This is a genomic window from Thalassospira sp. SM2505, from assembly GCF_054901115.1.
On sequence record NZ_CM142731.1, the window covers coordinates 3,520,001 to 3,543,241 of the forward strand.

Below are 23,241 nucleotides of genomic sequence, written 5' to 3' on the forward strand. Positions count from 1 at the left end.
GATTCTGGTTGAGCCCAGCCTGCCCGATGCAGACCTTGCGGTTTTGTTCATTCATAATGAAGGTTATTCGACCATGTGCGGCCACGCGATCATCGCCCTTGGCCGCTATGCAATCGATTACGGACTGGTCAAGGCGGTAGAACCAGTCACGCAGGTCAATATCGAATGTCCCTGCGGGCTGGTGCGCGCCGAGGTCGAAGTTGCCAATGGCAAAACCGGCAAGGTGCGGTTCTCATCCGTGCCATCATTCATGTTTGCAGGCGATCTTGACCTTGCCCTGCCAGATGGCCGGGCCTTTAAAACCGATATCGGCTATGGCGGGGCATTTTACGCCATTCTGGATGCCGGGCAGTTTGACATCGCAATCACCCCCGGAAATGTCAGCCGCCTGACCGCCCTTTCAGAAGAAATCTGTCAGGCGGTCAATGACAGCATTCGCCTTTCCCATCCCGATCATGATGATCTGGCCTTTTTATACGGGGCGATCCTGACCGACGGGCGCGATGCGTTCAGTCCAGAACCGACACGCAATATATGTGTGTTTGCCGAAAATCAGGTGGATCGCAGCCCGACCGGATCAGGGGTCAGCGCCCGCCTTGCCATCCAGCATGCCAAGGGACTGATCAAACCCGGTCAGACGCGCCAGTTTGAAAGTGTGATCGGATCAGGCTTTGAAGGATCGGTTGGCGCCGTCACCAGCTGCGGGCCGCATGATGCGATCATCGCATCGGTCAGCGGGCAGGCTCATTACAGTGGCAAGGCCAGTTTCTGGTATGAAGAAGGTGATCTGGTCGGACAGGGATTCATTGTCCGCTAATCCCGACTGCATCTGTAACGAAACCCTGCAAAAACACGCCCAAATAAAAAGGGATGCCGATCAGGGCATCCCTTTGCTTATATAATATGTATCAAGCCCTATTCACGGGCCTTGCGCAGACATTCCATCAAGCTGTCAGCCGAGCTTTGGATATGTTCGGCAAGCAGTTCGACCGCTTCTTCGGTGTTGCCGGCCTTGCAGGCTTCGAAAATCTGGTGATGTTCACGCTCTGCCCGATCCGTCGCCCCGGACAATGCCAGCTGTGCCTGGGTGAAACGCACGGTGTTGTTGCCAATCATGCGAATGATTTCCAGCGTCTTGGGACGGTTCGAGGCGCGATAGAGCCGGTCGTGGAATTCACGGTTGAGCTCGCCCCATTTGGCAACATCGCCAGAGCGGAAAGCTTCATCATAAACCAAAAGGATATCCTCGACCGATTTGAGATCGGCCGGGGTCAGACGCGGCACAGCATGACGGAGCAATTCGCATTCAAGAAGCTTGCGGACTTCAAACAGTTCCTCGATCTCGTCGATGGAAAGCTGCGAGACAATCGCGCCCTTGTGCGGCTGAAAGGTGACCAGACCTTCGGCGTCAAGGCGCTGAAGCGCTTCGCGGACCGGAATGCGCGAGACATTATACTCACCGGCGATTGCATCCTGTCGCAACTGGAATCCTGCGGGAAAATCGCCAGAAAGAATGCGTGCCCGAAGGTCTTCGGTCACCTGATCGGTGATGGTGCGGCGGGTAAATCGCGGTGATGCGGTCATTTCAGCTCTTTTATTCTGTTACCCGAAATCATGGCTTGGCGGCGTCATATCATCAGACAGATCAAACCTGCCTGTTCATAGTCATAACGTCGGCCCGACCAAGTCGCAATACAATTGCATACTGTATAATTTCCTGTCATCGCGCGAAATACAACAAAGGGGGCATAAAGCCCCCTTGTCACAATCAGATTAAGCCCGCCTATTTTACGATAAAGCCATGGGCATAGGGATCGCGGTCATCAATGAAGATGGTGTTATAGCCGTGCTTGCGCGCCCAGCCTTCGATCCCGGGCACCACCGCATCAAAGTCGCCGACCTTGGTTTTCTCGACCACGGAAACGCGGAACTGTGAGCCGATGATGCTTTCATGAACCAGCTCGTCAGCCGGATCCCATTGGCCCTTGGCAACCAACTGCGCAAGACGGGCGGACGACCCCGTGCCACAGGGAGACCGGTCAATGCCCTTGTCACCATAAAACACGGCATTGCGATGCGTGCTTCCGGGCTGGGTCGGCTTGCCGGTCCATTGAATATGGGAAAGCCCCTTGATATCGGGATGCAGCGGGTGAACGAAACTGTTCTGTTCATTCAGGCGACGACGCAATTCCGGACTGATACGCTGCAGATCACCCACGGTGAAATCCGCCATATCACGGAAGTTTTCCTGGGGTTCGACAATCGCATAGAAATTGCCCCCATAGGCAACATCAACCCTGATCGGCCCAAGATCGGGACAATCGACTTCGATATCGGTTTTATAAAGGAAAGAAGGCACGTTGGTCAGCTTGACCGATTCAACGTAATCGCCAACCTGCTTGTATTCGGCAATCACCAGACCGGCCGGGGTTTCAAGACGCAGACGTCCCGGTGTTTTGGGTTTTACCAGACCTTCCTCAATCGCCATGGTCACGGTCCCGATGGTGCCGTGACCACACATCGGCAGACAACCCGATGTTTCGATAAACAGAACCGCGACATCATAGTCATCAGAGGTCGGATCATAGAGGATCGATCCCGACATGATGTCATGACCGCGCGGTTCAAACATCAGACCGGTACGGATCCAGTCAAATTCAGCCAGAAAATGCGCACGCTTTTCGAGCATGTTCGCACCTTCAAGTTTCGGTCCGCCGCCAGCAACCAGTCGCACCGGGTTGCCGCAGGTATGACCGTCTACGCAAAAGAAGCTGTTTTTCGCCATAGTGGGGCCTGTGATCAGAAGCGATTAATACGATAGGGCGTCATGTCGATTGGCGTTTCCGAACCGGTGACAAGATCGGAAATCAAACGACCGGTGGTCGCCCCCATGGTCAGACCAAGATGGCCATGACCGAACGAGAAGAAGACATTGCGATGGCGCGGGCTTTTGGAAATGACCGGCTTTGAATCCGGCATCGATGGCCGGAAGCCCATCCATTCGGTTCCGCCCTCGGCATTGAGTTTGGGCAGCACTTCCTTGCCCTTGGCAAACAGGGCCTTGGCACGGTCATAGTTGGGGGGCGCAATCAGCCCGCCAAGCTCCACCGCACCACCAACACGAATGCCCATTTCCATCGGGGTCAGAATGATGCTGTCATCGGCACTGATGATGGTGCGCGACAGTTTGGCATCGTGATAGGGAACGGTGGTGTTATAGCCGCGCTCGGTATCAAGCGGCACGGGGGAGCCAAGCCTTTTGGCAAGGGTTTTGGACCATGCACCACAGGCCACCACCAGCGTATCAAAGGTAATCTGATCGCCGCTGGTCGTCATGGCTGCACGCGGTTGACCGTCGCGATAGACGAAATCGGTGACCTCGGCAGTCTGGAACTTGCCCCCGCGATCAAGGAAATGCTTGTAAAGGCCGGTGACGATCTTGAAGGGATCAAGGACACGGCCCCAGTCTTCCTCGATCACGCCACATGGGAAGATCGGGGCAAGGTCGGGTTCGAGATCCATGATCTCGTCACGGGTGATGTCACGGATTTTAATGCCCTTGCGACGGCGCAGATCAATGCCGTATTCGGCATCGCGGCGGGTCTTTTCCGAACGATAGACACCCATTGCGCCTTCTTTTTTAAAGACCGCATCGTCAAGACCGGCCTCACTAATCACCGGTTCGTAATCCTCCCAGACGCGATTGAGGATGGCGGCAAGTTCGGTGCTGATCTGTTCAACCCGGCTTTTGGTGCTTGCCGCAACAAAGCGCAACAGCCAGGGCATCATTTTGGGCAGATAGGCCCAGCGGATCGACAACGGCCCATACGGATCCAACAACCAGCCGGGCACATTCAAAAGTGTTCCGGGCATGGCAATCGGCGCACATTCGGAAACCGCAATACCGCCAGCATTGCCAAAGGAGGTCCCCCTGCCCGGCTCTCCACGGTCCAGAATGGTTACGTCATAGCCCTTTTTTAAAAGAGCCAGCCCGACATTCACACCGACAATGCCCGCACCAATGACAACGGCCTGCTGTTTGCCGCTGGTTTGAGCCGTAATATCGGTTTTGGATTTGGTCATTTTGGGGCCTCGCCTGATGTGGTGCGCATTTGATTCATTTTGGTGATCAATCTGCCAGATGGCAGGAAACTCCCCCGCGACATTGCACGGGGGAGCTCACTGTTCCATCAAACAGACTTATAATGCAATCACGGTTTTTAGGGCGGGAGGTGTGATTGCATCCGTCGCACAGCGCCTAGAGCGACGGGCGAGTGTCGATGGCTTTTTGAATGGTCGCCTTGATGGTTTCAAGCTCTTTGCCGACCAGCGGCAGACGCGGTGCACGCACATGCGGCTTGCCAACGCCGGTCATTTCCTGAGCCAGTTTGATGTACTGGACCAGTTTGGCGTGAACATCCATGTGCAGAACCGGCGTGAACCAGCGATAAATCTCAAGAGCTTCCTTGTATTTTCCTTCGGAAAGCAGCTTCCAAAGCGCAACCGATTCTTTCGGGAAGGCATCGGTAAAACCGGAAATCCAGCCAACGGCGCCAAGAACCTGTGTTTCCATGACAAGGTCATCCATGCCACAGAACAGAACGAAACGGTCACCGCATGCATTGTAGATATCGGTGATACGACGCGGATCGCCCGAGCTTTCCTTGATCGCGACCAGGTTTTTGACATCGGCAAGCTGGTTGAATTCTTCCGGCTTGATGTCGATGCGATAAGCACCCGGGTTGTTATAGATCATGATCGGCAGTTTGGTTGCGTTCGCAACGGTACGGAAATGCTCGATATTTTCGCGCGGGTCAGCGGTATAGACCATGCCCGGCAGAAGCATCAGGCCATCAGCACCGATTTTTTCACATTCCTGGACATAGCGGATCGCCGCACGGGTCGAGTTTTCAGCAACACCGGAAAGAACCGGGATACGGCCCTTGGTGATTTCCACAGCAAGCTTCAGAACGGCGAATTTTTCTTCCAGCTCAAGCGCGGTGTTTTCGCCGACAGAACCCAGCATGACCAGACCGTCAACGCCTGCATCGATCAGGGCTTCGATCTGTTCTGCGGTCATATCGAAATCGATCGAGCCGTCTTCATTCATCTGGGTTGCAACGGCGGGGAAAACGCCAGTCCAGTTTACCTGCATGGGAAAGTAACCTCCTAATATGGCGGGATTATTTTTCAATCACACCAACAATGTTCAAATCTTTTGGCCTGAGACCAACTGCAATTCATGTATATTGTATACAAAATAAAAAATGCAGATGCAACGGGATTTTTGACAAAAAGAAAAGGACCCGGTTTCGGGTCCTTTAACATCACGATGTCAATGCCTTGCCGATACATTGATCAGGCAGGAAATGGCACATTCCGGATCGGTGTCGTCGACACTGTTCCGGTTACAACGGCCAGTGTCTTTGCGATAATCACACCGTCGCAAAGCTCATCCTCAACCAGCTTCCGGGCGGCTTTACCGAATTCTGCACGCTTCGCATCATCTTCCATCAATTCCTCGATGGCATTGGCGAGCGCATTGGCATCGCGTAGCGGAACAAGAAGACCGTTCTCGTTATGGCGGACGATTTCCCGACATCCCGGCACGTCGGTTGCAACCATGGCAAGACCGGAAGCCGCAGATTCCAGCAAAGTCTTTGGCAGCCCCTCACGCCAGGACGGCAAAACAGCCAGATCAGCCTCACGCAGAAGCGCTGCAACATCGCTGCGTTTGCCCAGCCACTCGACCAGACCATCCTTTTGCCATTGGGAAAGATCGGTCTCATGTGCGCTATCGGGATTGGCAAGATCAGCATCCCCGACCAGCAGAAAGCGATAGTTTCGCCCGCGCGATTTCAGCAGACGCGCGGCTTCGACCAGTTCAGCCAAACCCTTGGACCACAGCATGCGTGCGACAAAAATTGCCGTTTTGGGCACACCGGGTGCCTTTTGCGCAGGCGAAAAGGCCGAGATATCCACCCCCGATCCCCGGACAAGATCAATGCGACTTTCCGTAAAACCAAGTCCTGTCATCAGGGCAAGATCATCCTGATTTTGCACAATCACATGCACTGATCCAAACCGGGCATAGACCCGCAGGATTATCGAAACAATGGCGCGAACAATTTTGGCCTTTGCCCCGCCTGACACAAACAGAAAACCAAGTCCGGTGATCATATTGACCGAACGTTTTGCCCCCACCAGCATTCCGGCAAAGACAGACAGAACCACACATTGAATGGCGACATTGACAATCACATCGGGATTTTCACGACGGATCAGACACGCCAATGCCTTGACGGTCTTAAGGGATTTGACCGGACTAAGCCCGCCGCGCGCGATTGGCACATCAACCACCCGAAAACCTTCCTTGCGAAGACCTTCGGCGGCTGCACCGGCGTTACATGCAACGACAACCTCATCCCCGCGTACCAGTGCAGCGCGCCCCAATCCGATCCGGTGCGACACAAACGACCAGTCTTCCGCACACACAATCATGGTCTTGCGGCGGGTTTTCGGGGCCTTGGCATCCAGCAATGCTTCCCGGCGCAACACGGCCAGCGCCAAGGAAAGCATGACCACGCCAAACCACCATGACGTCCAGAATGAATAGTTAAACAGTCCGGCAAACCAGTAAGCAGCCATGATCATCAACGGCAAGGCGGATACCTTAATCCCGTTGCGCAGAACGTCCTTCAAGGTTGTGGATGCAATCACAAGAACCAGCGGCACAACCACAAACAAGCCAAGCAGGCCAGCTTCCAACCAGATTTCCATAAACCAGCTATGCGGATGTCCGGGCAATACGGACTGACCCGATGTCCCGGCCATATCATTGGCACCGGGCACCCAAGGAGAGGCATTGATACCGTAACCGATAAGCGGGTGATCAAAGACATGACTATAGGCAAATTGCCAGATCATCTGGCGATGGATATCCACAAGCCAGGTTGGCAAATAGGTATCGAACCCGATAAGGCTTGAAGCATTGACCGTCACACCACTCAGCCAGGTCAGGGCAACAACACAAACACCCGCGACACCAGCCAGCACACCGATTTTAAGAACCCGCGACCCGATCAGCAAAACAGCACAAAAACCGACAGCACAGGCTGCCGCCATTATCGCTGCAACATTGGCCCGGCCATGCGAGGCTTCCAAGATCGGCACGATACACAAGGCAGCAAGGATCGAGACATAACGCCGGACACCCTTCCGGTCGATGGCATCAAAGACCAGCAACATCGCCCCGAAAATCAGGAAACTTCCGACAGGCTTCAGACGGCGGGTGATATCAAAGGCGAAATCAGGTTCGCGCAGTGCCTTGATCGATAACATTTCCGGATAAATCATGATCGCCAGAATGCAATATCCGACAAGCGCAATCGCCGCATAGATGCACGCATCCCATGCCAGGCGGGCCTTTGGCTCGATCAGGCGCATCAGATACCAGATGCCTGCAAGCATCGCAAACCGGCCTGTCCAGGTTTCAAGCGACTTTCCCGGCATGATCGAGCCAGCTGCCGACAGCAGAAACACGCCCAAAGCTGCAACAACAAGCAGCCCCACCGGGGTTGCAATATCTGCCCGCATCTTGCGCCATGCTTCACCGTGATCAGCAGAAGCCAAAGCCGTGATCAGCGATAATCCAAGCCCGATCCCCAAAGCAGTCCGCCCAAAGAAAAACAGCGGCGCAGAAAGGCCAAACAGGATGGCAGCAAGGCTGAGCAGCGTGTCGCGCCAATGCCGGGCCGGGACAGTTTGATGCATGATAAGCGGTTCCATATTGAAGTCTGCCATCTTGCTAACCCCGTGCCGTGCCCGCGTCAATCTCGGATCGACCAAGCTGCACCGCATGTGGTTTAATCGTCGCTATGATATTCAACCCTTTATCAATAAAGGATGATCATGACGGAGATGAAGGCCCTTTTGCGGTTTCCGGCAGAACGCAAGATTGCCCTTGCCGATTGTCCAGTCCCCACCCCCGGTGACCATGACCTCCTTGTCCAGACCAGCTTTAGCGTTATCAGTCCCGGCACAGAGTTTACACAGGCGCGCCAAGCCACCGCATCGCTTCTGCAAAAGGCCTGGCAACGTCCGGACCTTGTGGCTCTTACCTTGAAATCCCTGAGGCAGGAGGGTGCACGATCCACTGTTTCGCGGGTCAATAACCGCCTTGGACAGCCGATGCCAATGGGGTATTGCGCCGTGGGGAAAGTTGTTCGCACCGGTTCGAAAGCATATGACTTCGCACCCGGACAAAGGGTTGCGATTGCCGGGATGGGCAGTGCAAACCATGCGCAATGCAACAGGGCCCCGATCAATCTTGCCTGCCCGGTACCCGATACGCTTTCTGATCAGAAAGCAGCCTTTGCCACCCTTTATGCTCTTGCCCTTCATGCCATCCGGCAGGGCAAAACAACCATCGGGGATCACGTCGCAATCATTGGCGCGGGCTTGATCGGGCAATTGCTTTGCCAAACTGCAGTCGCGGCGGGTACCAATGTTACGATCATTGAACCCCATCCATATCGGCGCGAACTGGCACAGGAAAATGGCGCAAACAGATGCTTCACCACCGCCAGTTCCGCACAATCAGATGTTTTCGACGCCGTCTATATCTGTGCCCCGGCACGAGGTCTGCACAAACTTGTTGATGCGGCTGCACGTCTTTGTCGGGATCGGGCCACTATCATCTGCGTCGGCGATGTCGCAATCAGCGCGCAGCGTAAAATGCTCTATGACAAGGAAATCGCGATCAAGCAGGTCCGGTCTTACGGGCCGGGTCGTTATGACCCGGCTTATGAAGAACTGGGACAGGACTATCCCGTCGGGTATGTGCGATGGACCATCAAACGCAATATGGAGGCCGCCCTTGATCTGATGGCTAAGGGCAGACTTGATCCAACGCCGCTGATCACCAAAGAAATAGCGTTTGAAAACATCGCCGATCATTTCGCCAAGGGCCCCGACCTGAACCAGCTGGCAACATTGGTGCGTTATGGGGCATCGGTTGATCGACCGAAAACTGCCCTGCACAAATGTGATGTCACTGCCCCCTCACCCGCGACGGTCCGTCTTGGCATGATTGGCACTGGCAATTATGCGGGCGGTCAGCTTGTTCCCCACCTGATCAAACAAGCCGATATCAATGTCCTTGCCTGTTGTTCGCAAGACGGTATCTCAGCCTTGGCAATGGCGCGAAAACTTGGTGATGCAAAGGCCGTCTCATCCGCACATGCCATCATCAATAATCCGCGCGTTAACAGCGTCATCATCGCAACCCGCCATGACAGTCACGCCAAACTCGCCGCCGACGCCCTGGCAGCAGGCAAACATGTCTGGCTGGAGAAGCCGATTGCGATTGACCTTGCCGGGATCGGACTTTTACGCGATCAGACATCATCATCAAGCCTGTTCATGGTCGGTCATAATCGTCGTTATGCGCCGATGAGCGCGCAATTACGCGCCGCCCTGCCCGATGGCGCCCGGCATTTCAGATACCGGGTCCGGATTTCACCGCTTCCGAATGATCACTGGCTTTTTCATTCCGATCAGGGTGGCCGCACAATTGGCGAAATCACCCACTTCATCGACCTGATTCACAGTCTGACGGCGGGTAGCATCACGGATATTCACTGTCACTGGCTTGATCGCAAAATGGGCGACAGCATCTGGACAATCCGTCTGAGCGACGGATCACAAGGTGAAATCAGTTATCAGCACACCAGCAGGCGCGAGGCGAAGGAAACCCTGCAAATAGATGCACCTGGCTTTGACGCCGAACTTACGGACTGGAAGAAACTGACCATCAACGGCAAGACCGTAATGCGGCAAAGATTTGGACAGGACAAGGGGCAGGCAGCAGCGATTTCTGCCTTCACACAGGCTGTCGCAACCGGTCAGCGCAATCCCCTGATCCCGCGTCTTGAGGATGAAATCAGCCTGATGTCACTGGTCATTACTGCGGCCAATTGCGGATGACAGCCCCTTATTGCGCCCCGGCATAGAGCACAAGCAGGGGCAAGGTAATCATACTGATGATCGTGGTCAGAAGGATTGTCGTTGCCGAGCGGTCAATGCAGATATTATAGCTCCCTGCGATGATCGCGACGTTGGCCCCGGACGGTAGTGCAGCAACAAGGGTCAGGATGGTCAACTGCAAGGGCGGCAGATCAAAAATGAAATGCCCGACCGAAAACACCAGAAGCGGCTGAACAAACATCTTGGCGACCGTACAAAGCAAACTCGCACTGAGATTGCCACGGACCGACTGTCCATACAGCCCGGCTCCCACCAGCATCAGTGCGATGGTCGGACCAGCTGTGCGGAACCGCTCGAACGTTCCGTCGATGATTTCGGGCATCCGTATTTCAAACAAGGAAGCCAGCACACCCAGAATAATCGCAATGATGATCGGGTTTCTGAGAACGCGGAGAACACTGCGCAGAACCTTGGGCAGCCAATGCCCGTCCCCGCCACTTCGCGCGCCTTCGACAATCAGGACCGTCATCCCCAAAAGACTAAGCGGATGGATCGAAAGAATGATCAGAACCGGCACCAGACCTTCTTCGCCATAAACCGCCTGTACCAGCGGAATGCCCAGCAGAACGATGTTGGAAAACACCCCGCCCATTGCCGTCACGGCAGATTCATCGGTTCTCGCCTTGAGCCACAAACGCGCAATCACAAAAACCATCGCGAAATTGACCAGAACGCCGGAATAGTAGCTCCCCCAAAGGCGCAAATCGAAATGCGCGCTGATATCGGATTTGGACAGGGCCTGGAACAGCATCGCCGGGATAAAGGCGTTCATGGCGATTTTGGCAAGGAATGGAATGCCCTGACGGGAGATGACCTTTACATACGTCAGCAGAAAGCCGCACATGATCGTCAAAAAGACAGGTCCAACTTTTCCAACGATCAGATCAAGCATCGTGCCCCCGGTATTTCTTTAAAAACAGGCACGACACAGGGCCCCATTTCCCTATTTCCGTGCAAAAAGAAAGGGCGGCATCAGTGACACCGCCCGGAAATAGTACAAAGCAATTTATACACTTACCAGTCTTACGGCACGAATGCCGGACAAGGCAGCTATGCGTGTCAGGTGTTCGGATCGGTCTGCACCCGGCCCACCGCGTTTTTCCAACCGGCCAGAAGTCCATCCCGACGGGCTGCCTCGATCTTGGGCTCAAAGCTGGCATCAAGGTGCCAGTTGGCCGAAATATGATCGAGATCGCGATAGATACCGGCCTGAAGTCCGGCAAGATATGCCGCACCAAGAGCTGTGGTTTCAGTGACTTCCGGACGCTCGACCGAAATCCCCAAAACGTCTGAAAGCATCTGACACAACCAGTCATTGGCAACCATGCCACCATCGACACGCACGGCCTTTGGCGATACGCCATCCGCCGCCATGGCCTCGAACAGATCAAATGTCTGGTAGCAAACGCTTTCAAGGGCTGCGCGAACAAATTCGCGCGGGCCGGTATCACGGGTCAGGCCGAAAATCGCCCCGCGTGCATCCGGATCCCAATAAGGTGCCCCCAGCCCGGTAAAGGCCGGAACAAGATAAACACCGTGATTGTCCTCAAGCGACTTTGCCAGCCCTTCGGTTTCAGCCGCCGACTTGATGATGCCAAGCCCGTCGCGGAGCCACTGGACCGCCGCACCGGCCACAAAGATCGCGCCTTCGATGGCGTAGCTTGTTTTGCCATTCAGCCGATAACCGACCGTGGTCAGAAGGCGATGCCGGGACGTGACGGCCTCTTCACCGGTATTAAGGATCACGAAGCAACCGGTGCCATAGGTGCTTTTGATATCGCCCGGCTCAAAGCAGCATTGCCCGAATGCAGCGGCCTGCTGATCGCCTGCCATGCCCAGAACCGGGATTTCCGCCCCGAACAAGTCGGCATCGGTAACGCCGAAGTCGGCCGCGCAATCCTTGACTTCCGGCAGCATGGTTTGCGGCACGCGGAAGATTTTGCAAAGCGTATCATCCCAGGCGTTTTCGCGAATGTTAAACAGGTTGGTCCGTGCAGCATTGGTGGCATCGGTTGCATGTGATTTTCCACCGGTCAAACGCCACAGAAGGAAACTGTCGACCGTACCAAACGCCAGATCACCCTGTTCGGCGCGCGCACGTGCACCAGACACATGATCAAGTATCCAGGCAACCTTGGTGGCCGAGAAGTAAGGATCGATCAAAAGGCCCGACTTGGCATTGACCGCTTCTTCAAGTTTCGGGTCACCCTTTTTCAGGTCATGACACAGGGATGCCGTTCGGCGATCCTGCCAGACAATGGCATTGTAAATCGCCTTGCCGGTCTTGCGATCCCAGACAACGGTGGTTTCGCGCTGGTTGGTGATGCCAATCGCCGCGACCTGTTTGATATCGACGCGCGCCAATGCTTCCTTGCAGACGGCGACCACCGTACTCCACAGATCTTCGGGATCATGTTCGACCCAGCCGCTATTGGGGAAATGTTGGGGGAATTCCTGTTGTGCGACGGAAACGGATCGGCCGTTTTCATCAAAAACAATCGCACGTGAGCTTGTCGTTCCCTGATCAATGGCAAGGATGTAACGCGTATCGGTCATTTGTGTTTTCCTCCCGAGCCGGCAGTTTTCCTGCCCTCTGACCCTGCATGATACCATGCGTTCTACCCGTCTTTGCGACCGGGCTGCTGGCTTTATCGCTCTATTTAGAAAAAAATCGCATCAAAAAACAATTCGTTTTCGAAAATTTTTCACATCACTTCCGTCAAACTCCTGTTTTCACAGAAACAATTTTCCCCGTAACCACGGCAATAAGAACCCGGTTTATACCGGCACGCGATTTGCACCGACAAGAATACACATGAATTTTAACCGGCATCTTTTTCCCATGGAGGGCTCTTATGGGATTGTATGACACATTGCTGAACGTCACCAACACAGCCTACAGCGCCAAAAGTGCTGCTTCTCAGGCCGTGACGATCGCATCAAACAGCCAGCCGCTTCCAGACGACAAGAAGGAAGAAAATGCCGAGCTGGCCTATATCCGCGAGAACGGCTTTACCACCTATGTAAAGGAAATCGAGGAACGCAAGATCGAAGAATTGCGCGCCAAGATTCTTAAAAGCATGGGGCTGGACGAGGAAACCCTTGCAAAAATGGATGCCGATGACCGACAGGCCATCGAGAAAACCATTGCCGATGCCATCGAACAACAGCTCAATGGCAATACCCTTGCCAATGCCGAGCTTGGCAAAAACGATGGCAAGGAATCGCAAAGCGAGCGCCGCGACCGTATGCAGGCCCAGATCGCCTTCAACCCGCGCATGTTTGATGTCTTTACCGAATTGCAGTCGGAATTACCGCCGGGCTCTTCGCAGTCCATCACCGGCGAGGAAGACGACAATCGCACATCCGGTGTCAAAAAAGACCTGTTCTCGGCCTGACCCATGCCCGGTTGAACCAGACAAAAAGGGCGCTGCGAATTGCAGCGCCCTTTTTCATGTCCGGAAATATCCGTGATCAGTCGTCGATACCGCCAATGCAGACATATTTGACTTCAAGATAATCCTCGACGCCGTATTTCGAACCTTCACGGCCAACGCCCGATTGCTTGAAGCCGCCAAACGGGGCAACTTCGGTTGCCATCACGCCGACATTCACCCCGACCAGACCGCTTTCGAGGCCCTCGGCCAGCTTCCAGATGCGCGAGATATCCCGCGAATAGAAATAGGACGCCAGACCGAACTCGGAATCATTGGCCATCTCAAGCACTTCTTCATCGCTGTGGAAGCGAATAAGCGGTGCCATCGGGCCAAAGGTTTCCTCGCGGAAGACGATCATGTCACGGTTGGCATCGGCAATGACGGTCGGCTGGAAGAAGGTCGCACCTTTTTCATGGCGCTTGCCACCCGTCAGGATACGGCCACCTTTTGACACCGCGTCGGCAACCTGCTTTTCGACCTTTTCGACCGCCTTTTCATTGATCAGCGGACCGATGATCACGCCTTCCTCAAAGCCGTCACCGACACGCATCTGCGAGACCTTGGCGGCGTATTTCTCGGCGAATTCATCATAGACAGCATCATGAACAAACAGACGGTTTGCACAGACACAGGTCTGACCGGCATTACGATATTTTGACGCCAGCGCCCCTTCGACAGCCGCATCAATATCGGCATCTTCACACACGATGAACGGCGCATTACCGCCAAGCTCAAGGCTGATTTTCTTGACCGTATCGGCGCACTGACGCATCAGCAACCGCCCGACCGGGGTCGAGCCGGTAAAGGTCAGTTTGCGAACCTTCGGGTTTTCGGTCATCTCGGCACCGATTTCGACCGCTTCACCGGTCACAATCGACAGCAACCCTTTGGGAAGGCCTGCACGTTCGGCCAGAACCGCCATGGCCAGTGCCGAATAGGGCGTTTCCATTGCCGGCTTGACCACCATCGCACAGCCAACGGCCAATGCCGGGCCAGCCTTGCGGGTGATCATGGCGGTCGGGAAGTTCCAGGGCGTGATGGCCGCACAAACGCCAACCGGTTCCTTGAGAACCATGACACGACGGCCTTCGGCGAAGGTCGGGATCACATCGCCATAGACACGTTTGCCTTCTTCGGCAAACCATTGCAGGAAGCTTGACGCATAGGCGATTTCGCCCTTGGCTTCCGGAAGCGGCTTGCCCTGCTCGGCGGTCATGATCGCGCCAAGGTCATCCTGATTTTCCATCATCAGGTCGTACCATTTCATCAGAATGGCGGAACGTTCCTTGGCAGTGCGCTTTTTCCAAAGCTTCTGGGCCTTTTCGGCAACATTAACAGCATGGGCGACGGCTTCACGGCCAAGCACCGGAACCGTGCCAAGCACTTCGCCCGTCGCCGGGTTGGTCACCTGTTCGGTTTTCCCGTCTGGGGCATCGACCCATTCCCCGCCAACATAGGCCTGCTGGGTAAAGAGCGAGGGGTCTTTAAGCGAAATCATTTTAGTGCCTCCGGAATTCTTTATTGGGAGCGACATGATCGGATACCCCACATCTAGTCTGCTCCGGGATTGATGCCACATCTTCGCGAGATATTTCTGCCTTGGCAATCGCAAACAGGGGATTGGGCACCCTTTGCGAGATTATTGCTTTGCCCGCGCTGAATGCGGTGGCTTTTGGCAGAAAATGCGACAGCCCCGATACCCCGGACCATCCGGCGACCTGTGCCCGTGTCGCATAGATCGACCCAAAGCCGCCTCCCCCAATGAAGAGTCGCTAACCGGCAATATTTTTCACTTTTTACCGATTCTGAGCATTCCACAGGGGTAATTACAAACGAAACATTGGTCATTTATCAGGCCCCTTTTCGGGTAGCTAGACAAAATATCGAACAAAAACAATTCGTTACAAATCAACCGATTCAGTTCGTTATCGAAAATTTAGATGTTTATTTTTTTTTCGCTTGCAATTATTTTGGGGCATTCGTAACGTTTGTGAAAGAACAGAATGACAGTTGAGAACATCTGTCACAAATAAGAGCACCAGGGAGGATACGGTTGCTCAATTCAGGCACATACGACATCGCCATCATTGGCGGTGGCATCAATGGCACGGGCATCGCACGGGATGCGGCGGGACGCGGGCTTAAGGTCTTTTTGTGTGAAAAAGACGACCTTGCCAGCGCAACCTCGTCGGCCAGCACCAAGCTGATTCACGGTGGTCTGCGCTATCTTGAACATTACGAATTCCGGCTGGTCCGCGAGGCGCTGATTGAACGCGAAGTTCTTTTGCGTGCCGCCCCGCACATCATCTGGCCGCTGCGCTTTGTGCTGCCGCATGTCAAGGGATTGCGTCCGGCATGGATGATCCGTCTGGGTCTGTTCCTTTATGACCATCTTGGCGGTCGCGAAAAGCTTCCGGGTTCCGAAGGCATCAGGCTGGCGTCCCATCCGGCAGGCAAGCCGTTGATCAAGGGCATGGAAAAGGCATTCGTCTATTCCGATTGCTGGGTACAGGATGCGCGACTGGTCGTGCTCAATGCAATGGATGCCCGTGACAAGGGGGCTGAAATTCAGACCCGCACCGAATGTGTTTCGGCCAAACGCAATGGCGATCTGTGGAACGTGACCATTCGCAATGTCGATGACGGAACCGAACAGGTCATCACCGCCAAGTCATTGGTCAATGCCGCAGGCCCCTGGTGTGCCGAACTTCTTGAAAACCGTGTCGAAGCCAAAAAGAAACAGGGCATCCGCATGGTACAGGGCAGCCACATTGTTGTGCCCAAACTGTTTGACCATGAATATTGCTATATCTTCCAGAACCCGGACGGGCGCATAGTGTTTGCGATCCCCTATGAACAGGACTTCACCCTGATCGGGACAACAGACCGCGACTACAAGGGTGATCCGTCCAAGGTCGCGATCAGTGCGGAAGAAACCAAGTATCTGTGCGATCTTGCCAACAGCTATTTCGAAAAGAAAATCACCACCGATGATGTGGTCTGGACCTATTCGGGGGTTCGTCCGCTTTATGGTGATGGCAGCGAGGACGCATCACAGGTCACACGCGACTATGTTCTCGAAATTGATCATGGCGAGAATGCCCATAATGGTGCGCCGCTTCTGAACATTTATGGCGGCAAGATCACGACCTATCGCAAGCTTGCTGAATCCGCCATGACCAAGCTCTGCCCCTTGCTGGGCCGCGATGATACCCGCTGGACGGCGACCAAGCCACTTCCGGGCGGAGACATGCCGAACGCGGATTTCGAGCGGTATCTCACCGCAATGCACAAGAAGTTTCCGTGGATTCCCGACGCACAGATCTACCGTTACGTGCAAAACTACGGCACACTTACCAACAGAATTGTTGGGGATGCGTCTGATCTTAAAGGGCTTGGGAAGCACCTTGGTAATGACGTATATGAATGCGAATTGCGCTATCTGGTGGATTACGAATGGGCACGAACCGCCCAGGACGTTTTGTGGCGCCGCTCCAAACTGGGGCTGCACCTTTCGGATGAGACGCGTAATGCCATTGTCCAATGGTTCGAAACAGAACCGAAATCAAAAAACACCGTGAAAACGGGCGAAGGAAACAGTGGAAAATGACCCTTACGCTTGAAAACATAACCAAGACCGTGGGAGGGGAGTCCCACATCGACGATGTGTCGATGACGCTGGAACCGGGATCGTTCAACGTCCTTCTGGGACGGACCCTGGCCGGTAAAACGACACTGATGCGCATCATGGCCGGTCTCGAACCGCCAAGCAGCGGTCGCATTCTGGTCGATAATGTTGATGTGACCGGCATGGCTGTGCAAAAGCGCAACGTTGCCATGGTCTATCAGCAGTTCATCAATTACCCGTCGATGAATGTCTATGACAATATCGCATCACCGCTAAAACTTCAGGGCGTTGACAAGGCCGAGATCGACAAGCGTGTCCGCTCGACCGCCGAACTGATGCATATCGAACATCTGCTTGATCGTCTGCCTCAGGAACTTTCCGGTGGTCAGCAGCAACGTACCGCCATGGCGCGCGCCATGGTCAAGGATTGCAAGTTGCTGCTGCTGGACGAACCGCTGGTCAACCTTGACTACAAGCTGCGCGAAGAACTGCGTGAAGAGATCCCGAACCTTCTGGCGGAACGCGACACCATTGTTGTCTATGCCACGACCGAACCGATGGAAGCATTGCTTCTGGGCGGCAAGTGCGCGGTCATGCATCAGGGGCGCGTTACCCAGTTTGGCCCGACCACACAGGTTTATCACAACCCGGCCTATGTCGAGACCGGTCTGATCTTTTCCGACCCGCCAATCAACCTTGTTGATGCCGAAGTCCGCGATGGCGCGATCTTTATGAAATCGGGCCATCAGGTTCCGCTTTCCGGTCATCTGGCAGGTCTTTCGAACGGGACTTACACCCTTGGTATTCGTGCCAACCATCTGTCGGTTGATCCGACCGGTGCAGACACGATCGCCATGCAGGGACAGGTCGAACTGGCCGAAATCACCGGTTCGGAAACCTTTGTTCATGTGCATTTCAATGATGTGTCCTGGGTAATCCAGGAAGAAGGTGTTCACAACCCGCGTCTGGGCGAAGCCACATCGTTCTATGTCGATCCGACACGTCTGTTTGCCTTTGATGCAAACGGCAAACTCGTGGCCGCCCCGCCGGTCGAAATTTCCAACGGCAAAGCGGCGTAAGGTGAGATAGAAAAATGGCACGTATTGATCTTAAAGGCCTTGCGCATTCCTATTTCCCCGATCCGAAAACGGACGAGGATTATGCCCTGCGCCGTATGGAACATGTCTGGGAAGATGGCGGTGCATATGCCCTTCTCGGCCCGTCGGGCTGTGGCAAGACCACCCTTCTGAACATTATTTCCGGTCTGCTGACACCGTCACATGGCCAGGTCCTGTTTGATGGCAAGGATGTCACCAATCTGGCCCCGGAAGAACGCAACATCGCGCAGGTTTTCCAGTTCCCGGTGATCTATGACACCATGACGGTTTACGAAAACCTTGCCTTTCCGCTGCGCAACCGCGGCGTTGATGCAAAACGCGTCGATGCGCGTGTGCGTGAAATTGCCGGAATGCTGGATCTGACCGGCAAGCTCAAACAAAAGGCACGCGGCCTTGGCGCGGATGAAAAACAGACGATCTCGCTTGGGCGCGGTCTGGTTCGTGACGATGTTTCGGCCATCCTGTTTGACGAACCGCTGACCGTGATCGACCCGCATCTGAAATGGGTTCTGCGCCGCAAGCTCAAGGAAATTCATAACAAACTGCGCCCGACCATGGTCTATGTCACCCATGACCAGGTCGAAGCCCTGACCTTTGCTGACAAGGTTGTCGTCATGTATGGCGGCAAGGTTGTTCAGCTGGGCACGCCGCAGGAATTGTTTGAAAATCCGGCTCATACCTTTGTCGGTTACTTCATCGGGAGCCCTGGCATGAACATCATGGATTGCAAGATTGATGATGGTGCAGCCTGGGTCGATGGTCAGCGTATCGGTCTTTCGGACCGTCACCTTGAAGCCGTTTCCAAACAGACCGGCAAGATCGAGCTGGGCATCCGCCCGGAATTCCTGACCCTTGAAACCGGTGATGCTGCCAAAGGCAGCGACGGTGTTGATGTCAATATCATCAAGGTCGAGGATCTCGGTCAGTACAAGATCGCGACCACCCGTTTTGGCGCATCTGAAATCAAGGTCAAACTCGGTGAAGACGAAAAGGTTGTCGGCCAGTCCGGCGTTCTGCGTTTCGCACCGGAATGGACCAAACTTTACGCCGACAGTCAGTTGGTCGCGTAAGGGGGGATGGGGAAATGAACAAGATTACCAACAACAAGGCCTGGTTCCTCGTCCTGCCAGTCTTCTTTATCGTCGCCATCAGCGCGATCATTCCGCTGATGACAGTTGTGAACTATTCGGTTCAGGACATTTTTGATCCGCAAACCCGTTTCTTTGTCGGCACCGAATGGTTCGAACAGGTTCTGGGCGACAGCCGCCTGCATGATGCGCTGATCCGTCAGATCATCTATACGCTGAGCGTTCTGTTCATCGAAATTCCGCTGGGCATTGCGGTCGCGCTTACCCTGCCGCGCAAGGGCTGGGGCGTTTCGGCCTCGATGGTTCTGCTCGCACTGCCGCTGCTTATTCCATGGAACGTGGTTGGCACCATCTGGCAGATTTTCGGCCGTGCCGACATTGGTCTTGGCGGTTATGTCATCAACATGATGGGCATTGACTATAACTATTCCCAGAACCCGATGGATGCGTGGGTCACCGTTCTTGTCATGGATGTGTGGCACTGGACCAGCCTGATTGTTCTGCTGTGCTATGCCGGTCTTCGGTCGATCCCGGATGCCTATTATCAGGCAGCCAAGATTGACGGCGCATCGCGCTGGGCCGTGTTCCGCTTTATCCAGCTTCCGAAAATGCAGTCGGTTCTCGTTATCGGTGTTCTGCTGCGCTTTATGGACAGCTTCATGATCTATACCGAGCCGTTCGTCCTTACCGGTGGCGGTCCGGGTAACGCAACCACCTTCCTCAGCCAGTTCCTGACCCGTATGGCGGTCGGCCAGTTTGACCTTGGTCCTGCAGCGGCCTTCTCGCTGGTCTACTTCCTGATCATTCTGCTGGTTTGCTGGGTTTTCTATACCGTCGTGATGAACGCCGGAAAGCGGGAGGAACAATAAAATGCAGTTCCAGAAACGTCATATCGGACTTCTTCTTTACATTCTGTTCCTGTTGCTGCCGATCTATTGGCTGTTCAACATGTCGATCAAGACCAATACGGAAATCCTGGGTGCAATGACCCTGTTCCCGGATAATCCGACGCTGGCAAACTATGCGACGATCCTGACCGATCCGGCCTGGTATTCGGGCTATATCAACTCGATGATCTATGTGGGCATCAACGTTGTGATTTCGCTGGTTGTCGCATTGCCTGCGGCCTATGCCTTCTCGCGGTTCAACTTTACCGGCGACAAGCATCTGTTCTTCTGGCTTCTGACCAACCGCATGGCACCGCCAGCCGTGTTCCTGTTGCCGTTCTTCCAGCTCTATTCAAGTGTCGGACTGTTTGACACCCATATTGCTGTGGCCCTTGCACACTGCCTGTTCAACGTGCCACTCGCCGTCTGGATCCTTGAAGGCTTCATGTCGGGCATTCCAAAGGAAATCGATGAAACCGCCTATATTGACGGTTACTCGTTCCCGCGCTTCTTTGCCACGATCTTCATTCCGCTGATCCGTTCGGGCATCGGTGTGACGGCCTTCTTCTGCTTCATGTTCAGCTGGGTTGAGCTTCTTCTGGCCCGTACGCTTACCTCGGTCGATGCAAAACCGATCGTGGCCACCATGACCCGTACGGTTTCGGCATCAGGCCTTGATTGGGGCGTTCTTGCTGCAGCTGGTGTTTTGACAATTGTCCCGGGCGCCTTGGTGATCTGGTTCGTTCGCAACTACATCGCCAAAGGTTTCGCGATGGGTCGCGTGTAATCGGCAAACAGGAGGAATATCAACATGTCTTGGATGGCCTGGACCCCGATTACCGCTGTGTTCTTCAGCTGCATCATCCTGATGCTGATCGGGATGGGAATTTGGCAGGCGGTTTCACCAACCGTTCCGCGGCGCGGCTTTTTGCCGCTGACCACCACACGCGGTGATCGCCTGTTTATCAGCCTGCTTGGCGCGGCCTATATCCATTTGGGATGGCTGGCATTTACCGATCTTGCACTTTGGATCGGTTCGGTTATCGCGCTTGCCTGGCTCATCATTGTGATGCGCTGGGGCTAAACCTTCGGAACGGTACTGTGATCTTTCGCAGTGCCGTTCCTTTGATATTCATCACGGCGGGTTGTCTGTCTTCCCCTACCGTTGGTGACCGGGTTTTATCCGGATGAGCAAAAAGGAAGACAACCAGGGAGAAAACGACATGATCGTTAAAGCCAAAGGCGCTTCGAGCGTTATTAAAGGCAGTGCCGTCGCAGTCGCTCTTGGTCTTGCAGTGCTGGCAAACCCGGCAATGGCTGACCAGTACACTGACGCGGCCAAGAAATGGATCGACAGCGAATTCCAGCCGTCGAGCCTGAACAAAGACGCCCAGATGGCCGAACTTGAATGGTTCATCAAGGCTGCTGAGCCGTTCCGTGGCATGGATATCAACGTGGTGTCTGAGACCATCACCACGCATGAATATGAGTCCAAGGTTCTGGCGAAGGCCTTCTCGGAAATCACCGGGATCAACCTGACCCACGACCTGATCGGTGAAGGCGACGTTATCGAGAAACTGCAGACCCAGATGCAGTCGAACCGTAACATCTATGACGCCTTCATCAATGACTCGGATCTGATCGGTACCCATTCGCGTTATGACGCGGTTGTGCCGCTGTCAGATTTCATGGCTGGCGAAGGTAAAGACGTTACCTCTCCGACCCTTGATCTCGAAGACTTCATCGGCCTGTCCTTCACCACCGGTCCGGATGGCAAGCTTTATCAGCTTCCTGACCAGCAGTTCGCGAACCTTTACTGGTTCCGTTACGACTGGTTCCAGCGTGAAGACCTGCAGAAGCAGTTCAAAGACAAATACGGCTATGACCTTGGCGTTCCGGTCAACTGGTCGGCCTATGAAGACATCGCGGAATTCTTCACCAATGACGTGAAGGAAATCGACGGCCAGAAAGTCTATGGCCACATGGATTACGGTAAAAAAGACCCGTCGCTGGGTTGGCGCTTTACCGATGCCTGGCTGTCGATGGCAGGTGCAGGCGACAAGGGCCTTCCGAACGGCCTTCCGGTCGACGAATGGGGTATCCGTGTTGAAGGTTGCGCACCGGCTGGTTCGAGCGTAACCCGTGGCGGTGCAGCAAACGGTCCGGCGGCTGTTTATGCCCTGACCAAATACATTGACTGGCTCAAGGCCTATGCTCCTGCAGAAGCAGCTGGCATGACCTTTGGTGAAGCAGGTCCGGTTCCGGCTCAGGGCCAGATCGCTCAGCAGATCTTCTGGTACACCGCCTTCACTGCCGATATGGCGAAAAAAGGCACCCCGGTTGTGAACGAAGACGGTACGCCGAAATGGCGTATGGCACCTTCGCCGCACGGCCCGTACTGGGAAGAAGGCATGAAGCTTGGTTATCAGGACGTGGGTTCCTGGACTCTGATGAAGTCCACCCCGCTTGAGCGCCGTAAAGCAGCATGGCTCTATGCACAGTTCGTGACCTCCAAGTCGGTCTCGCTGAAAAAGACCCTTACCGGTCTGACCCCGATCCGTCAGTCTGACCTGGACACCCAGGAAATGACCGATATCGCACCGAACTGGGGTGGTCTGGTCGAGTTCTATCGTTCCCCGGCCCGCGTCCAGTGGTCGCCGACCGGTACCAACGTTCCGGATTACCCGAAACTGGCTCAGCTCTGGTGGCAGAACGTTGCCGAAGCTGTAACCGGCGAACGTACTCCGCAGGAAGCAATGGACAACCTTGCCAAATCTATGGACCAGGTTCTCCAGCGTCTTGAGCGTGCAGGCATCGGTGGCGAATGTGCTCCGAAACTGAACGAAGAGCGTGATGCACAGTACTGGTTCGACCAGCCGGGTGCACCGAAAGCGAAACTCGCTAACGAAAAACCGCAGGGTGAGACCGTCAATTATGACGATCTGATCGCGGAATGGCGTGCGGCTCAGAAAAACTAAGAGCCACACTACTGGGGGTGCCGGGGATGTTTTTCATCCCCGGCCGTCCCGACCAGGC

General features: G+C 54.6%; 18 protein-coding genes (1 of these 18 running past the window's edge). 10 read left to right on the forward strand and 8 right to left on the reverse strand.

Features of this window, described 5'->3' with window-relative positions; translation table 11 throughout:
- Positions 1 to 817, forward strand: partial view of a proline racemase family protein gene (locus ACTU44_RS16550; protein ID WP_462095982.1) — the 3' portion only. 254 nt of this gene lie to the left of the window's left edge; the window shows 817 of its 1,071 coding nt (coding positions 255–1,071); its start codon lies beyond the left edge, outside the window; its stop codon occupies positions 815 to 817.
- A gap of 98 nt (positions 818 to 915) precedes the next feature.
- Here the strand turns inward: ACTU44_RS16550 and ACTU44_RS16555 are convergent, their stop codons facing one another.
- The 5 genes from ACTU44_RS16555 to ACTU44_RS16575 all read right to left on the reverse strand — a co-directional run bounded on the left by ACTU44_RS16555 (position 916) and on the right by ACTU44_RS16575 (position 7,803).
- Positions 916 to 1,584 carry a GntR family transcriptional regulator gene (locus ACTU44_RS16555; RefSeq protein WP_114099494.1) on the reverse strand — a complete coding sequence of 223 codons (669 nt, stop codon included), beginning with the start codon at positions 1,582 to 1,584 and terminating at the stop codon, positions 916 to 918.
- 199 nt (positions 1,585 to 1,783) lie between these two features.
- Complete coding sequence (locus ACTU44_RS16560) at positions 1,784 to 2,785, reverse strand: 4-hydroxyproline epimerase (RefSeq protein WP_114099493.1); 1,002 nt, start codon at positions 2,783 to 2,785, stop codon at positions 1,784 to 1,786.
- A 14-nt stretch (positions 2,786 to 2,799) separates the two neighbouring features.
- Entirely contained in the window at positions 2,800 to 4,083 is a 1,284-nt protein-coding gene (locus ACTU44_RS16565) for an NAD(P)/FAD-dependent oxidoreductase (protein ID WP_114099492.1), read from the reverse strand.
- 175 nt (positions 4,084 to 4,258) lie between these two features.
- A complete protein-coding gene (locus ACTU44_RS16570) occupies positions 4,259 to 5,155 on the reverse strand; it encodes a dihydrodipicolinate synthase family protein (RefSeq protein ID WP_114099491.1) in 897 nt (298 codons plus the stop codon).
- Positions 5,156 to 5,358: 203 nt separating this feature from the next.
- Positions 5,359 to 7,803, reverse strand: a complete 2,445-nt coding sequence (locus ACTU44_RS16575) for a glycosyltransferase (RefSeq protein ID WP_462095983.1) — start codon at positions 7,801 to 7,803, stop codon at positions 5,359 to 5,361.
- Positions 7,804 to 7,911: 108 nt separating this feature from the next.
- On the opposite strand from ACTU44_RS16575, the gene ACTU44_RS16580 reads away from it, so the two are divergent.
- Positions 7,912 to 9,987 carry a bi-domain-containing oxidoreductase gene (locus tag ACTU44_RS16580; RefSeq protein WP_462095984.1) on the forward strand — a complete coding sequence of 692 codons (2,076 nt, stop codon included), beginning with the start codon at positions 7,912 to 7,914 and terminating at the stop codon, positions 9,985 to 9,987.
- Positions 9,988 to 9,994: 7 nt separating this feature from the next.
- Here ACTU44_RS16580 and ACTU44_RS16585 read toward each other — a convergent pair whose 3' ends face one another.
- Both ACTU44_RS16585 and glpK read right to left on the reverse strand, forming a co-directional pair.
- Entirely contained in the window at positions 9,995 to 10,939 is a 945-nt protein-coding gene (locus tag ACTU44_RS16585; RefSeq protein ID WP_462095985.1) for an AEC family transporter, read from the reverse strand.
- 167 nt (positions 10,940 to 11,106) lie between these two features.
- A complete protein-coding gene (glpK, locus tag ACTU44_RS16590; protein WP_114099487.1) occupies positions 11,107 to 12,603 on the reverse strand; it encodes a glycerol kinase GlpK in 1,497 nt (498 codons plus the stop codon).
- A 299-nt stretch (positions 12,604 to 12,902) separates the two neighbouring features.
- Between glpK and ACTU44_RS16595 the strand changes: the two genes are divergently transcribed.
- On the forward strand, positions 12,903 to 13,445 hold the full coding sequence (locus ACTU44_RS16595; RefSeq protein ID WP_462095986.1) for a hypothetical protein: 543 nt from the start codon (positions 12,903 to 12,905) through the stop codon (positions 13,443 to 13,445).
- A gap of 76 nt (positions 13,446 to 13,521) precedes the next feature.
- On the opposite strand, the gene ACTU44_RS16600 is transcribed toward ACTU44_RS16595, so the two are convergent.
- Positions 13,522 to 14,982, reverse strand: coding sequence for an NAD-dependent succinate-semialdehyde dehydrogenase (locus tag ACTU44_RS16600; RefSeq protein ID WP_114099485.1), 1,461 nt, complete (start codon positions 14,980 to 14,982; stop codon positions 13,522 to 13,524).
- A 555-nt stretch (positions 14,983 to 15,537) separates the two neighbouring features.
- Between ACTU44_RS16600 and glpD the strand changes: the two genes are divergently transcribed.
- From glpD to ACTU44_RS16635, 7 genes are all read left to right on the forward strand, one after another.
- Positions 15,538 to 17,094, forward strand: a complete 1,557-nt coding sequence (gene glpD, locus ACTU44_RS16605; protein WP_336081532.1) for a glycerol-3-phosphate dehydrogenase — start codon at positions 15,538 to 15,540, stop codon at positions 17,092 to 17,094.
- Positions 17,091 to 18,191: an ABC transporter ATP-binding protein gene (locus ACTU44_RS16610; RefSeq protein ID WP_462095987.1), complete on the forward strand. Its 1,101-nt coding sequence runs from the start codon at positions 17,091 to 17,093 to the stop codon at positions 18,189 to 18,191. The genes glpD and ACTU44_RS16610 overlap by 4 nt, the downstream gene beginning before the upstream one ends.
- Positions 18,192 to 18,205: 14 nt before the next feature.
- Positions 18,206 to 19,300, forward strand: a complete 1,095-nt coding sequence (locus ACTU44_RS16615) for an ABC transporter ATP-binding protein (RefSeq protein ID WP_462095988.1) — start codon at positions 18,206 to 18,208, stop codon at positions 19,298 to 19,300.
- Between the two features lie 14 nt (positions 19,301 to 19,314).
- Positions 19,315 to 20,187, forward strand: a complete 873-nt coding sequence (locus tag ACTU44_RS16620) for a carbohydrate ABC transporter permease (RefSeq protein WP_114099481.1) — start codon at positions 19,315 to 19,317, stop codon at positions 20,185 to 20,187.
- A gap of 1 nt (position 20,188) precedes the next feature.
- Positions 20,189 to 20,992: a carbohydrate ABC transporter permease gene (locus tag ACTU44_RS16625; protein ID WP_336081539.1), complete on the forward strand. Its 804-nt coding sequence runs from the start codon at positions 20,189 to 20,191 to the stop codon at positions 20,990 to 20,992.
- A gap of 24 nt (positions 20,993 to 21,016) precedes the next feature.
- On the forward strand, positions 21,017 to 21,289 hold the full coding sequence (locus ACTU44_RS16630) for a DUF2160 domain-containing protein (RefSeq protein WP_114099479.1): 273 nt from the start codon (positions 21,017 to 21,019) through the stop codon (positions 21,287 to 21,289).
- Between the two features lie 139 nt (positions 21,290 to 21,428).
- Positions 21,429 to 23,183 (forward strand): ABC transporter substrate-binding protein, encoded by a 1,755-nt coding sequence (locus ACTU44_RS16635; RefSeq protein ID WP_114099510.1) that lies wholly within the window; start codon positions 21,429 to 21,431, stop codon positions 23,181 to 23,183.
- Positions 23,184 to 23,241: the final 58 nt, after the last annotated feature.